This window comes from Trichocoleus sp. FACHB-40, assembly GCF_014695915.1.
GTDB classification, from domain to species: Bacteria; Cyanobacteriota; Cyanobacteriia; order Cyanobacteriales; family FACHB-T130; genus Funiculus; species Funiculus sociatus.
Window position 1 is genome coordinate 14866 of record NZ_JACJPF010000043.1, and the last position, 14036, is coordinate 28901.

Annotated in this window: 13 protein-coding genes; 4 read left to right on the plus strand and 9 right to left on the minus strand. The window is 45.5% G+C overall.

The features are described 5' to 3' along the window. Positions 1–8: 8 nt before the first annotated feature. A complete protein-coding gene (locus H6F63_RS07560; RefSeq protein WP_190636249.1) occupies positions 9–827 on the minus strand; it encodes a DUF3598 family protein in 819 nt (272 codons plus the stop codon). Between the two features lie 25 nt (positions 828–852). Next, a complete protein-coding gene (locus tag H6F63_RS07565; protein ID WP_190636252.1) occupies positions 853–1755 on the minus strand; it encodes a permease-like cell division protein FtsX in 903 nt (300 codons plus the stop codon). Positions 1756–1993: 238 nt separating this feature from the next. On the opposite strand from H6F63_RS07565, the gene H6F63_RS07570 reads away from it, so the two are divergent. The 4 genes from H6F63_RS07570 to H6F63_RS07585 all read left to right on the plus strand — a co-directional run bounded on the left by H6F63_RS07570 (position 1994) and on the right by H6F63_RS07585 (position 5330). Continuing rightward, positions 1994–2869, plus strand: coding sequence for a GNAT family N-acetyltransferase (locus H6F63_RS07570; protein ID WP_190636255.1), 876 nt, complete (start codon positions 1994–1996; stop codon positions 2867–2869). Positions 2870–2996: 127 nt separating this feature from the next. Continuing rightward, the gene (gene def / locus H6F63_RS07575; RefSeq protein ID WP_190636325.1) at positions 2997–3569 is read left to right on the plus strand and encodes a peptide deformylase; all 573 of its coding nucleotides are present in this window, start codon (positions 2997–2999) and stop codon (positions 3567–3569) included. A gap of 12 nt (positions 3570–3581) precedes the next feature. Beyond that, entirely contained in the window at positions 3582–3776 is a 195-nt protein-coding gene (locus H6F63_RS07580) for a hypothetical protein (protein WP_190425861.1), read from the plus strand. Between the two features lie 147 nt (positions 3777–3923). Next, a complete protein-coding gene (locus H6F63_RS07585) occupies positions 3924–5330 on the plus strand; it encodes a PrsW family glutamic-type intramembrane protease (protein WP_190636257.1) in 1407 nt (468 codons plus the stop codon). Here H6F63_RS07585 and H6F63_RS07590 read toward each other — a convergent pair. The 7 genes from H6F63_RS07590 to H6F63_RS07620 all read right to left on the minus strand — a co-directional run bounded on the left by H6F63_RS07590 (position 5322) and on the right by H6F63_RS07620 (position 13683). Beyond that, positions 5322–6371 carry an alpha/beta fold hydrolase gene (locus H6F63_RS07590; RefSeq protein WP_190636259.1) on the minus strand — a complete coding sequence of 350 codons (1050 nt, stop codon included), beginning with the start codon at positions 6369–6371 and terminating at the stop codon, positions 5322–5324. The two genes, H6F63_RS07585 and H6F63_RS07590, sit on opposite strands and share 9 nt — an antisense overlap. Before the next feature lie 80 nt (positions 6372–6451). Then, positions 6452–7063, minus strand: coding sequence for an exopolysaccharide biosynthesis protein (locus tag H6F63_RS07595; RefSeq protein WP_190636261.1), 612 nt, complete (start codon positions 7061–7063; stop codon positions 6452–6454). 439 nt (positions 7064–7502) lie between these two features. Further along, complete coding sequence (locus tag H6F63_RS07600; RefSeq protein WP_190636263.1) at positions 7503–7961, minus strand: phosphate-starvation-inducible PsiE family protein; 459 nt, start codon at positions 7959–7961, stop codon at positions 7503–7505. 111 nt (positions 7962–8072) lie between these two features. Beyond that, on the minus strand, positions 8073–8933 hold the full coding sequence (locus H6F63_RS07605; protein ID WP_190636265.1) for a nitrate ABC transporter ATP-binding protein: 861 nt from the start codon (positions 8931–8933) through the stop codon (positions 8073–8075). Between the two features lie 369 nt (positions 8934–9302). After that, on the minus strand, positions 9303–11303 hold the full coding sequence (locus H6F63_RS07610; RefSeq protein WP_190636267.1) for a nitrate ABC transporter ATP-binding protein: 2001 nt from the start codon (positions 11301–11303) through the stop codon (positions 9303–9305). 70 nt (positions 11304–11373) lie between these two features. Beyond that, the gene (gene ntrB / locus H6F63_RS07615; RefSeq protein ID WP_190636269.1) at positions 11374–12210 is read right to left on the minus strand and encodes a nitrate ABC transporter permease; all 837 of its coding nucleotides are present in this window, start codon (positions 12208–12210) and stop codon (positions 11374–11376) included. A 102-nt stretch (positions 12211–12312) separates the two neighbouring features. Beyond that, entirely contained in the window at positions 12313–13683 is a 1371-nt protein-coding gene (locus tag H6F63_RS07620; protein WP_190636271.1) for a CmpA/NrtA family ABC transporter substrate-binding protein, read from the minus strand. Positions 13684–14036: the final 353 nt, after the last annotated feature.

Below are 14036 nucleotides of genomic sequence, written 5' to 3' on the forward strand. Positions count from 1 at the left end.
TTATCATGTCACCTTTTACGTTCTGTAACTAAGGTGAGGCTAACCCATTCTCCTTTATTGTTATAACTGCGAATCATTCGCAGGCGCAAATCTCGTTGCAATAACCATCCTGCTTCTAGAAAAAAGGCTTGACCAACTTTCACTTGTAGGGGACAGTTGGAAGAGGCACCATCTGGTAATAATAATACTTGAATTGGCTGGGTATTTTGGTCAAAGTGAAGAATGGAACCGTTAATTTTAGCGGTAGAAGTAATGGTTCTGTCGCCAAAAGTCAATTGCTGAAATAAGCGATCGCTTTCTTTTTGCTCTACCTTCAGCGTGCTAGAATAAGTATCAGAATTTTGATTGTCTGGATAAATTGTTACCGCTTCTCCCTGCCATTCTCCCACCAAATCATTAACAGTTAAGGATGGGCGTTCTGGAGAGTCTGTCGCGGCTAATTTTTCCCTAATTAAGGTAATTCTATCTAACTTCCCTTCACGGTTAAATAGCTGCACCAAACGCATCCTTCTGGTGCCATCAATCAAGCCTAATTCTGCTCCAAATTCCGAGAAAGGAGCTTGTTGAATCGAGCCTTGAGAAAATGCCCCATTCTGAAAAAATAAAACGCTTTTTCCTAGAGAACTATATTCTAAAACTTTCTCTTCTGCCTGTTGACCGGGTGGCAAGCGGCGGATAATTTGGCGAATGGTTTGGTTATTGTTTAAACCTTCTAGAGAGACAACTGTAGGCGTGTCTTCCAGTAGCTCTCCTTGGGGCGAAAGTCGGGTGAATGAGCCTTGCCATTCCCCTAAATTTTGTAGTAGAGATTCCCATTGCGATCGCATAATTTAATTTGAGAATTTGGATTGATTATCGTACAGCAAAGCGGCGGACAGCAAACAAACTTCCGATTAAGCCTACCGAACCGCCGAGACACAGGAGAATCACAGGTAACATAAAAATTTGTATTGGACTAAGTTGCAAACCGTTGACGAGAAATTGGATAAAATTCGGTTGAGAAGTAAGCAAGTTATTCAAAGTACGTCCAACGGTGCTGATGAGAAGCCAAGCGATCGCAGCCCCAACCAAACCAAAGGTAATTCCCTGTAAAATAAACGGCAGGTAAATCCATACCGTAGTTGCTCCCACCAGCTGCATTATCTCAATTTCCCGCCGTCGTGCCATCACAATTAGGCGAATTGTTGTTGTAATTACTGCAACTGCCGTCAAAGTAAGTAGGATGGTGATAGTAAGGCTAACGTAGCTCAGACCTTTATTCAACTGACCTAATCGTTGCAAAGCTTCATCCATATACTGTACGCCATCCACCCCTGGGATTTTTACCAGCTTTTGGGCTAAAACTGGCACTATCTCAGAGTTACGAACCTTGACTTTTAGCTCATCTACGAGAGGATTTCCCTGTAGCTGCTGGGTAGCACCGTCGATATCGGAAATTAAGAGTTCTTTAACCAGAGATTTCCAAGCTTGCTCTTTAGAAATCGTTTTTATCTCAACCACTTCTGGGATTTTTTCCACAGCCGGGGCGACCATTTCCACTCGCGCCCCAGGATCTAAATATACAGATACTTCCAGTTGGCTGCCAAATTGAGTCAGCAGGCGTTCCATTTGCCAGGATGCTTGGAGACTCATGCCAAATAGAAATAGCAACACGGTGACTGTACTAACCGCCGCCCAGTTCATCCAACCGCCACGCCGCAAGCCCCGCAAGGTTTCGCGCAGTAGGTAATCTAGTTTACTTAGGAATTTAAACACAAATTTCCTCCTCAACCACAGCCATCATCAGAGAGTTTATAGCACGGTCGTTCGATTCTTTGAAGAGTAGATTTTACAGTTGCATTAGATTCTACTCTCCCGAACCGCTCCCCATTGACTCTAATATGTTGTAGTATTTGTAGTATGTATGCATTCCTAAATGATTCGTGAAGGCGAGATACCGGACTTCTTTAAGAAGTCCGGTATCTGAAGCGGTGGCAATAATTATGGTGAAGTTATGAATCAGTATCGCTTTAAACGGTCATTCTCGGCTGACTCCAATTTAAGTAATAAGTTGTTTGACTTGGTTGAAGGCGTGTTTTCTGGATTGGGGGAATTAATAGAATGCGGCAGAAAATTAGGCGCATCCTGGGAAGATGCTTCAACTCCGTTTATTCGTTTTCATGACGACATAGCTGTTACCCATGTAGGAGTGTTAGAAATTCCTATGCAAATTATGGGACAAGCGGTGACGGTGGGGGGAGTACATGGAGTATGTACGCGGACGGAATTTCGCAGGCGCGGCTACTACCGCGAAGTGATGGAGGAGGTGCTGGAATATTGCGATAAACGCTATGAAACGCTGGTATTGACAACGCCGAATGCGGAATTTTATACACCTTTTGGCTTTCTCAAACTAGAAGAATATGTGTTTAAAATCAGATGGGATTCCCAGAATAGCAGGGATGGTTTTAGAATACTGAATTTTGATGATGCCAAAGATTTAAAATTGCTACACCGACTGTTAGAAACGCGGACACCTGTTTCTAATATTGTGGGAGTTGTGAAAGAAAAAGCCGTATTTTGCTTCAACGAAGGAAGTCGCCCTTTATACTATGCAGAAGATTTGGATTTAATCGCTTGCATGGAGATAAAAGATACCCAACTTCACCTTTTTGATATAGTCGCAACGCAGATATGCCCGTTGAAAGAAATTATTGACAGAATACCCCAAACCATTGAAGAGGTGACGATATACTTTAGTCCTGAACTTTTGGATGCGGGAGATATGAGGGCATTTCTCCACCTATTTGATGAGACGGTGCTGATGGTGAGGGGTAAATTTGCAGCAGAGGGGGAAAAATTTATGCTACCGCGTTCGGCGCGTTGTTGATGAAATTAGATGTTGGTGACGAGAGTAAGGGAGTTACGTAGGAAGGGAGCTAACAACTGAGAACTGTTAAGATATAAGAAAATCGCAATTAAAATTTAGCTGTCTTGCGAGTCACAATACTATGACCATGACGAGTGAAGTTGCCGTCGAAAAGAAAAAGTTAGAAAAACCGCCTTTAGAGATTCACTATATGGGCGATCGCGTCCTGCGTCACCCTGCCAAACGTATTGCCAAGGTAGACAACGAAATTCGGCAACTCGTGCGAGAAATGCTACAAACCATGTACAGCGCAGATGGCATCGGTTTGGCAGCCCCTCAAGTGGCAGTGCATAAACAGCTGATTGTCATTGACACCGAACCGGATAACGCCGCTAATCAGCCTTTAGTGTTGATTAACCCAACTATCAAGAAATTCGGGCGCGACTTGTGTATGTTTCAAGAAGGCTGTCTTTCTATTCCTGGTGTTTATATCGACGTGAAGCGCCCGGAAATGGTTGAAGTCACTTACAAAGACGAACAGGGCCGTCCGCGTAGTATGAAGGCAACTGGACTGCTTTCCCGCGCCATTCAGCACGAGATGGATCACCTCAATGGGGTGCTGTTTGTTGACCGCGTAGAGAATGCTTTGGTGTTGAATGAAGAGTTGAAAAAGCACGGCTTCTCGGCTCAAGCTGTCAATCCCGCACCCAAGGGATGGTAGTATTCCGTCATGATGACTCCGAAAAGTGGTGTATTTTTGCTTGGTTCGTGCGTAGCAGGGATAGCAGCTGTTGGTTCCGTCTTTGAACTTGCTTCTGGAGACCCCCGGCTGGGTAGTCTGACTACGGGAATTATTCTGGCAGCCAGCATTCCCTTAGTGGGATTTCTATTCTATGCCGCCGTGCGAGATGCAAACCAAAACTCATGAAAAGGTGTGGAGATGTTGTATCCAGCGTCTCCACACCTTTTTATCGTTAGCCGCAATAGTCGCCCTGTAATTTTTGCCACAACCCTACTCGATAATCAGCGGTAATTGCTAAGCTAATCGCTAACGCTTTCTCCCAATCTCTAAAAAATGACTGGTCAGAGTTACGCAAATGGGTTTCTCCGGCTACTGTCCAGCGGTGCCACTACTACGCCTTTGCCGCCTTACGCGCTACCTGGAAATCGGGAAGTAACGATAGGGCGCGAACCAAGTTGTCAAATTGTCTTAGATTCCAGCCAGCACGGTATTGTATCCCGTCGGCACGCCACTATTCGTCCTCTCTCGCAGTCGGGAGGCGCATCAGTAGGGTGGGAAATATGCGACATGAATAGTGCCAATGGCACCTATGTAAATGGGAGACGGTTGCAGGGATGGCAAAAATTGCTGTCAGGCGATCGCATTATGTTAGGGCAAAACGGTGCCGAATTCATGTTTGAGTACCAAGTTGCCTCCGTCAAAACTCAACTGTCCTCGCCACCAGTAACGCCGCCGCCGCAACTTCAGACCAAGGCAGTAATTGCGTCAGTAACGCCACCGCCACCTCAGCCAGAGGGGGTAACTTTTACCCAGTTATTTCCCATCCTTTCCACAGGAAGAGATTTAACTAAAAAAGCTTACTTGGTACCAGGCATTCTCACAGTCGCATTTGTAATCTTGCTGTTCGCCGCCGTAGGGACACCAATAGTATTTAATCTGGTGCTGGCATCTTATCTGGCTGGGGCGGCTTATTATTTTGTCTACCAACTTTGCGGCAAACATAAGCCGTGGTGGGTGCTACTGTTTTCAGCTTCAACTACCGCCTTAATTCTCGTCAGTCCGCTGTTACTAGGATTTATCTATGTTTTTCGCGTTATCCTGCCTGGGGACGTGGATACAATACTTAGGGGTGCCGAACAGGTAAGCTTTAGGGAATTTCCCAGTTTACTTGTGCGAATGTTTTTCGGCGCTGGGTTGATGGAAGAATTGCTGAAGGCGTTGCCAGTCCTGGCATTGTATTTAATTGGACGCAGGCTTCCTTCTAAGAAGTGGCGCGATCGCATCGGAGTTTGGGAACCCCTGGATGGTATTCTGCTAGGAACGGCTTCCGCAGTCGGCTTCACCCTGTTGGAAACCCTGGGACAGTACGTTCCCAATATTATTCAAAACATCACGCTGCAAGCTGGGGAAGGGGCGGGAGAATTGGTAGGATTGCAACTTCTAATTCCCCGTATTTTAGGCTCAGTGGCAGGACACATGGCTTATAGTGGCTATTTTGGGTATTTCATTGGATTAAGTGCGCTCAAACCTAGTAAGCGTTGGACAATTCTAGTAGTAGGCTATTTCACCGCATCTGGACTCCATGCCCTCTGGAACGCCACAGGATCTGTCAGCGGTTTACTGTTAGCAGTCGTAGGAGTGCTATCCTATGCCTTTTTGACCGCGGCAATTCTCAAGGCGCGTGCTTTGTCTCCAACACGAAATTCAAACTTTGCTACCCGGTTTGGTACCTTACCGTAGCTTAAAAAACTCTAAAATTCGATTCCACGCCCACCAAGGATCAGGATCTTTTGCTTGATGCTGACATTCTCGACTGCTGATATAGCCGACATGACCACCGTATTGAGTTAGCACTAAGTGGATGTTAGGATTGCGATCGCTTTCCTTCTTCAAATCTGCCACAATTGACGGATCGAACATTGGATCATCGGCAGCATATAAAATCAAAGTTGGTTTTTGTAGGTGAGGCAATATGTGTAATGCACTGCTAGCGTCATAATAGGCCTCCACCGAGGGAAAGCCCAAGCGTCCGATTACCAGTTCGTTATCAAAACCCCAAATACTATTAGCCCGTTCTATTGCTGCGGGGTCTATTGCCCCAGGATGAGCATCATACATCCGAATCGCCAGTTTTTTCAATTCTCGTGCGATCGCTTGTTCTAAATATCTGCCCAAGGGATCTTTCACTAAATAAGACAGCGAACGGTTAGAATCCAAACTCGGACAAATAACTGCCGCGCCCCCAATTTCCTCTTCCTGCAACCCTAAATCCTGACCTTCCTTAGTTAACTCCTGTGCAGCTTTTACCGCCCACAGTGCCAGTTGTCCCCCTAAAGAATATCCCGTAAACCAAAACGGTGCCGGACAACCCATTCCCTTCGCCGTCGCCGCAATACGGACAAAATCTTCCCCCTCGTACAAACCATCAGAAGTCAAGGTAGGAGACAACTCTGCTGTTTTGCCGTGCGCCCTCCAGTCAAAAAGTACCACTGCATAACCTTGGGCAAATGCTTTGCGTCCCAGCAGTCTTAGAAACCACTGGTTATCCAAACTGCCCGTAATGCCATAAGTGCCAACAATTGTACTGTGCGCCTTTTCTGGAATCGCCACCCAGCCAAAAATTGGCACGTTACCCGCACCTGTAAAAACTGTTTCTCGATAAGGTGGTTCCGGGTCTACAGTAGTCTTTTCCCATTCCTTACCTGCCTGCAAAGCAGTGTAGAGAGTCATCGATAGACCATTTCTTAGCAGCCAAGGCGGAGTGTAGGGAGGATTCTGCATGAATAAGCGCATTTAAAGCCGATTGTTGCCAGCATTGCTTAATACATTTTAACAAAGCAATATTTATTTATTTGGATTTTCTACTGCTGAAAAAATTGTTGCATAAACAGACTAAACGCTTGCCAAAACGTGCCTGCAATGAATACAAAGAACAAAGTAATCGCCCCAGTTAACCCATAGCTGACGCACATCAAAAAACCATCAGCTTCCAAAGTGGCAACGACAAACAACAAAATGCCAACTGCGGGAATCGGATTAGTCAACGGGATGGGTGACATCAACAACACCGTCAGCCAAGCAATACACACTCCATTCAATCGCCACGCTTGGGGATTCTCTGCCACCCTACGAAAACGGGGACGAGTCAATTTTTCTAGCACACCTGTGACTCGTTGCAGGTTTTTCAACAGTTGCAGAATAAACCAGCGAGGAAATTTGAACTGACGAATCCGTTTCGGTAGCCAAGGAGAACGCCATCCAAAAGCCATCTGTAGCGCTAAAAGTAAGCTACCGCTACCTAAAACTACGGTAAATCCAGGCGGCATTGGAAACAGAAACGGCAGAGTGAGTAAGCCGATAACCAGGCTAAACCCTCGTTCAGAGGTTTCTGCCAGAATGTCTGCTAGGGTTAGCGGCTGATTGGCTAACCTCTCAAGCAGAGACTTAATATCTTGAGAAAATCTCAGGCGCATTGGGTGTTAGGTATTGGGTGTTGGGTGCCTACTGCGGTTGTCTTGTACCAGCCGATAAATAGTTTTATCCCATTCAGTCCAAACAAACATCAAAGCACTCAAGCAGATGCCAGTAGCAATTTCAAATTTTAGATACGGCGGTTAGCCTTGTCTGTAGCCGGTATCCAAGAAATCTCGCAGCAGTGCCAGGTACATTATTTTCAGTTTTAACATAGTAGTCAAGGTAACAGATCCCACTAAGTAGGGATTTATGGTGGGGGCTGGGGCTAGGGACTGGGGGCTAGGAAATAAAGTTCACTTAAAGCGAAAAATCCTCCAGCTTTGTAGGTTGAGGCGTATGGCGTTAGTCATCCGGCGTTTTTACAAACATTGGGATGCTCCCGAATGCAACTGTTTCCTCTTCCCAGTCCTCAGTCCCCAGCCTGCCTTATTCCGTATGCTATTTGGCGTTCATGTAACGAATAATCCAATAACTAATTGAAAGAGATAATAGGGCAATTCCCAACCCAATTATGTCAACCCCTGATGTTTTTTCCAAATCTAGAATAATAATTTTTCGAGCAACGGCGATTATAGAAGTAACAATAACTAACTCAACTTGAATAACGTGCTTTTTTAGATATGCAGTGATATTCTCTAAAATTTCAAGAGCAATTAAAACGTTCAAAAATAATCCGAATATTTTGAACAATGTTTTAGTAAAAGGCTCATCTGGTTGACCAATCAGCATTTGTACCAAAGAAAGGCCTAAATTCCAAATTGCCACTAGGATAACTAAGATCATAGCAACTGAAAGAACCTTGGAAACTATGCCTTCTATATTTTCCAGCCCATGCAGAAAGTTTTCATCTTTGGAAGCGGCTCTGATTTGTTTTGTTAACTTTTTGCCTATCCGCATTTTTATAGACACACCATTGAGATTGTTTTAAAAGCGTTAGTATTTTTTATAATTAACGCGCTAAAAGGCAAAAGGAAAAAAAGGGCGCTATTTTTCCTTTTGCCTTTTGCTTTATTCGTCGTCGTGGGCGAAGCGATTGTAGAGAAAATCTAGAGCGTGATTCCGCAGCTTATAGTATTGTGGATCTTCCATAATGCGAGCGCGATCGCGCGGACGCGGAAAAGGAATTTCCAGCACTTCGCCAATTTTAGCATGAGGCCCATTCGTCATCATCACCAATCGATCTGCTAGAAATAGAGCCTCATCAATATCGTGAGTGATCATCAAAACCGTCGCCCGGTTGTCGTTCCAAATTTTCAGCAGTTCTTCCTGTAATTCTTCCTTGGTAATTGCATCCAACGCTCCAAAAGGCTCATCTAGAATTAAGACTTGGGGACGAATCGCCAAAGCACGGGCAATACTTACTCGCTGTTTCATCCCGCCGGATAGTTGGGGCGGCTTTTTGTCAGCAGCTTCTGTGAGTCCCACCATCGCTAGATGATCTTTTACAATCGCCCTTTTTTCAGCTTCCGGCTTATTAGGATAAACTGCGTTAACCGCCAGGTAGATGTTTTCAAACGCAGTCCGCCAAGGCAACAAAGCGTAATTCTGGAATACTACCATGCGGTCTGGCCCCGGCTGAGTGATGCGCTTAGAGCCAACCCGCACCTCGCCGCTGCTGGGCGTATTGAAACCCGACACCATATTCAACAGTGTCGATTTACCACAGCCAGAGTGACCGATGAGGCAGATAAACTCGCCTTGCTGTACGGTGAGATTCACGTCTTCCAATACCGTGTAAGGGCCTTTTGGCGTTGGATAAACTTTGGAGACGTTCTCAATCACCAAAAACGGTGAACTAGGGGACTTTTGAGTTTTGAGTTTTGAGCTTTGAGTTAAAGAAGTTGAGGTTTGAAAGTTGAAGGCTTGCATGGCTGTTGAAGAGTTAGGAGTAGGGTGGGATTGTTTCGCTTACTTACTCAGCTTGTAAGCTTAAATTACCAGATAACGAACCGCTTCAGATACACAAGACCTCTTGCCTAAATGCCTTGAACTAAAGTCCTCACAAAGCGAGAAGCAAGCTACAGGCTTAAAGCTAAAATCCGTTAAAACGGGCTGAAAATGTCTGCCAGTTAGCTAAAGCTAACTTTGGCGTTCAGCCCGAAATAAATTTCAGGGCTGACTTTTGCCAGAGGTCTAGAAAACGCAGAGGAGAGATAGCTTTAAGAGAAGCATTTGAGAGAATCAGTAAAAGGCAAGAGTAAAAACAGGAAATTCTTTCTTCTTGCCTTTTGCCTTTCTTTAAGCTGCTGTCTTCGTCCTTGAATCGATGACAACTTCCGCAACTGAAAAATCCTGTTTAATCGCCAGACTGTTGAGGTAGGCAATTGGGTCATCGGCATTAAAGGGAGTGCCATCGAACAGTTGAATTGGTCCGCGAGTGTAACTAATGTCAAGACCCAGTTCTCGCGCTGCTGTGCTGAACGCACCAACCCGACAGACTCGTTCCAGAATTTCTACCCAATTTCTGGGGAAAGGAGTATCGCCCCAACGCGCTAGCTGCGTCATAATCCAAAGTTGTTCAGTGCGACTGGGACGGTTGACACCACCTTCGCCGTAAAACTGGTGATGGGCATACTCGCGCATCGGATGCTCTAAGCTACAGGCAGAGTAGTTTGGTTCTCCCATCTGGATGTAAGCCAAATCGGTACTGACATACTCCCGCCGCGCCAAAATCTCCCGAACCTCTTGGGCATTCGCCGCATCTGCACAGTATTTGCAAGCCTCTAAGAGAGCTTTAACTAAGGCGATGTGGGTGTTAGGATAAGCTGCTGCCCAGTCTTCCCGGACACCAAGCACTTTGCCTGGGTGTCCTAGCCAAATTTCTAAGTCTGTCGCAATGGTAAAGCCAATTTCTTCCTCGGCGGCGCGGAGGTTCCAAGGTTCCCCGACGCAGTAACCGTCAATCGTTCCGGCTTGCAAATCCACGACCATTTGGGCGGGAGGGATGGTTTTGAGGGATACGTCGCGGTCGGGGTCAATGCCACCAGCTGCCAGCCAATAACGCAACAGCAGGTTGTGCATGGAACTGGGATGCACCATTCCCATCCGGTGTTGACCGGGGGTGCGACGCAGGTAATCTTTAAAATCTGACAAGCTGTACACGCCTTCCTCGTAAAAGCGCTTGGCGAGGGTGATGGCGTTGCCGTTGCGGGTCATGGTCAGGGAGGTGACGACCGGAACGGGGCGGTTTTCATGACCTCCCAGGGTTAACCAGATGGGCATTCCAGAGGGCATCTGGGCGGCATCTAAATATCCGCCAGTCATGCCGTCGGTGATTCCCCGCCAGCTGGTTTCGCGCATCAGGTTGACTTCATCAAGTCCATGCTTGGTAAAGAAACCTTTTTCTTTAGCGACAGCTAGAGGCGCACAAGCGGTGAGAGGTAAGAAGCCAATATCGAGATTAACTTTTTCTAGACCATGCCGCGCGATCGCTGTCGTCTTTCTCGCGCGAATTTTCTTAATCCGTTTCTGCTGATTGAGGAAGTAAATCATTTCACTTCGCAAGCTGTAGTAGCTGGGATGTTCTACCACTTCCATCCGCTTGCGGGGTCGGGGAATATCAACTTCCAGAATTTGACCAATCTTGGATTCTGGCCCGTTGGTCAGCATTACAATTCGGTCAGATAACAGTACCGCTTCATCGACATCGTGAGTCACCATGACGGCGGTAACTTGGTTTTCTTCGCAAATTTTCATCAGCTGTTCTTGCAAGTTACCCCGTGTCAGTGCATCTAATGCACCAAACGGTTCATCTAATAGCAGTAACTTGGGACGAATAGCGAGGGCGCGTGCGATCGCAACCCGCTGTTTCATTCCACCCGATAATTGAGCTGGTGGTTTATCGGCAGCATGACGCAAGCCTACCATATCAATATGCTGCTCGACGATTGCTTTGCGTTCCCCAGCAGGTAAATCTTTCATCACCGAGTTTACCGCTAAGGCAATATTTTCCCGTACCGTGCGCCAAGGCAATAGTGAATAATTTTGGAATACTACCATCCGGTCAGGGCCAGGTTTAGTAATGCGTTGTCCTTCCAACGTCACTACACCTTCAGTTGGCAAATCTAAACCAGCCACCATGTTTAACAAAGTGGATTTACCACAACCGGAGTGACCAATTAGAGAAACAAATTCTCCCTTTTTTATCTGGAGGTCAATTCCTTTGAGGGCGACATAGGTACCACCTCCGGTTAACGAAAAAACCTTATCTATTTGGTCAACGGCAACAAAAACGCTCATCTATTTGTCCTTTATTCTTTGTCAGTTGTCTGTTTCTAATGGCTAATTGCAATTAGCCATTAGCCATTAGTTACTTTTGTCCTTCGGGTACAATCCGCGTTTCGATCCAACCCATCGCTTTGTCTAGCAGCAGACCAACAACACCGATGTAGACTAAAGCCAAGATAACTTCACTAACTGCGTTATTCTGATACGCTTCCCAGATAAAGAAGCCAATCCCGACAATCCCGGACATCACAATCTCTGCTGCGATAATTGCCAACCAAGCCAAACCGATTGCAATTCTCAAACCTGTGAAAATGTAGGGTAAAGCAGCAGGAATGAGAATATTGAAGAAGTATTCTTTCCGTGAAAGCTGCAAAACTTTGGCGACGTTGTTGTAATCTTGAGGGATTTGCTTCACTCCCACCGCTGTATTAATCAAGATAGGCCAGATTGCGGTGATAAAAATTACGAAAAGGGCGGCTGGTTCGTTTTGGCGCAATGCTGCTAAAGAAATTGGCACCCAAGCTAGAGGCGGTACAGTTCGCAATAACTGGAAGAGGGGATCTAAAGCTTTGGACATCATTTTATTTGTACCAATCAAGATGCCCAAGGCAATACCCATAATCGCTGCTAAGGAGTAACTAATAGCCACCCGCTGTAAACTAGCGAAAATCTGCCAAAACAAGCCTTTATCCGTACCACCTTTGTCATAAAAGGGATACAGAATCAGTATCCAAGTGTCTTTGATAACCTGAATGGGGCCTGGTAGTGTCGCACCCGGAGTCCAAGAAAACAGCTGCCACACGAGGAGGAAGATAGCGATCGCTATAATTGGCGGTATCAGGTCGGGAAATTGCTTGTTCAGGCGGGATAACCAGGCGTTCTGGGAAGTAGTTGAAGCGCGTCTTTGTAGCGTTGTCATGGACAGTCTTCTCCTAAAGTTGGGTAATTGGTAATTAGTAATTGGTCTACTGTTTTTTGTCCGTTGTCTGTTGTTTGTTATCAACTAGCGGCTGACAACAGACTAAGCTTTCACTTTCTTGATTTTCAGTTGTTGTAGGTAAGCTGTGGGATTCTCTGGGTCAAACTTGACACCATCAAAAAATTCTTCAACGCCACGAGATGTACTTGTCGGAATGTCAGCAGCAGCAATTCCTGCTTCTTTGGCAGCTTCTCTCCAAATATCCTCCCTATTGACTTTATCAATAATGGTTTTAGCATTTGCCAATGTAGATTCAGGCAAAAAGCCCCAGCGGACGCTTTCTGTGATAAACCAAAGATCGTGGCTCTTGTAGGGATAAGAAACACTACCTTTCTCATCTTTCCAGTAATAAGGTGCCATTGATTTATCGTCAATAACGCGACCATCACCCATATCGTATTTACCCATCATTGGGTTTTCAAGGATTTCTGGTGCAAGGTTGAAATAATTCCGTGAACCGAGAATTTGTACTGCTTCTTTCCGGTTATCAAAATTATCTAACCACTGTTGTGCTTCCATGATACCTTTCAAAATCGCTTTAGTTGCCTTGGGATTTTTGTCAACCCAATCTTTTCTTAAAGCCAAGTATTCTTCAGGATGATTTTTCCACATTTCTGCGGTTAATGCAGCCATGAAGCCAATCTTATCTTTAACAATTCGATAGGGCCAGGGGTCGCCTGTACTGAAAGCATCCATCGTCCCCGTCTTCATGTTGGCGACAGTTTGAGCCGAGGGTACGGGAATTAATTTCATATCAGCATCTGGGTCAATGCCGTTTGCTGCTAACCAGTAGCGAATCCAGAAATCTTGGTTAACTTGCGGAAAAGTATGGGCGGCTGTAAACGGAGTGTTTGCTGATTTCAGTTGATTGAAGAATGCAGTTGCGCCGTTCATTTTCAAGGAAATTTCTTTCCCTAGATGCTTGCTGGCAACGGCAATTCCATTCCCATGAGTATTCAACTGAGCCAGTAAGTACATGGGGATTTTTTGATTACCTTTGGTGATAATACCTTCAGTAATCAAATGCGGCATTGGCATCTGATATTGACCGCCATCAACACCGCCACCTGCTGAACCAATCTCGGTGTTATCCCGCATGGAACCCCAGGAAGCTTGCTTAGAAAGTTCAACTCCAGTCATGCCGTATTTAGCAAAGAAGCCTTTTTCTTGAGCAATAATTAGGGGAGCAGATTCTACAATGGGGACAAATCCTAGTTTTACTTTCGGAGTTTCCGGCGCTTGTTCTGGGTTGATGTTAGCAGCAGGAGCAGCACCAGAAGTTGTCTGTGCTTGAGTGCCGCCCGGTTCGGGGGGATTTCCTAAACAGCCTTTTAGCAATACAGAACCTACAGCAGATGCTCCAGCAGTTAAGAGAAATTTGCGGCGGGAAACTTGATTGGAAAACTGGCTCATAACATCTCCTCGGAATGGATTCCCTGTGATTTTGTACGCAGCAGATACTTCTTAAAAAGATGCTTTTTAAATGCAAACAGCTATGCCAATTAGATACAGAAAAGCCCTAGTTCCTGTGGAGGACAAAGGTTACTGCAATTGATAATTGGTCGCTATAAGCTAGCCACTAACCTACTTATAGGTGTGCGGCAATTAGCTTCAAAAAAGTTTGCTAAATTCAGTTGCGTTAACTGCTAGATGTCAGTCAACTCTGCTGTATCTCTGCGTTAAATGTAACTTTATCACCTTTAATAGAGGAATGGTTAACCTACAACCCTAGCTTATGAATGAAAGATCCAATGGTATGTATAGAA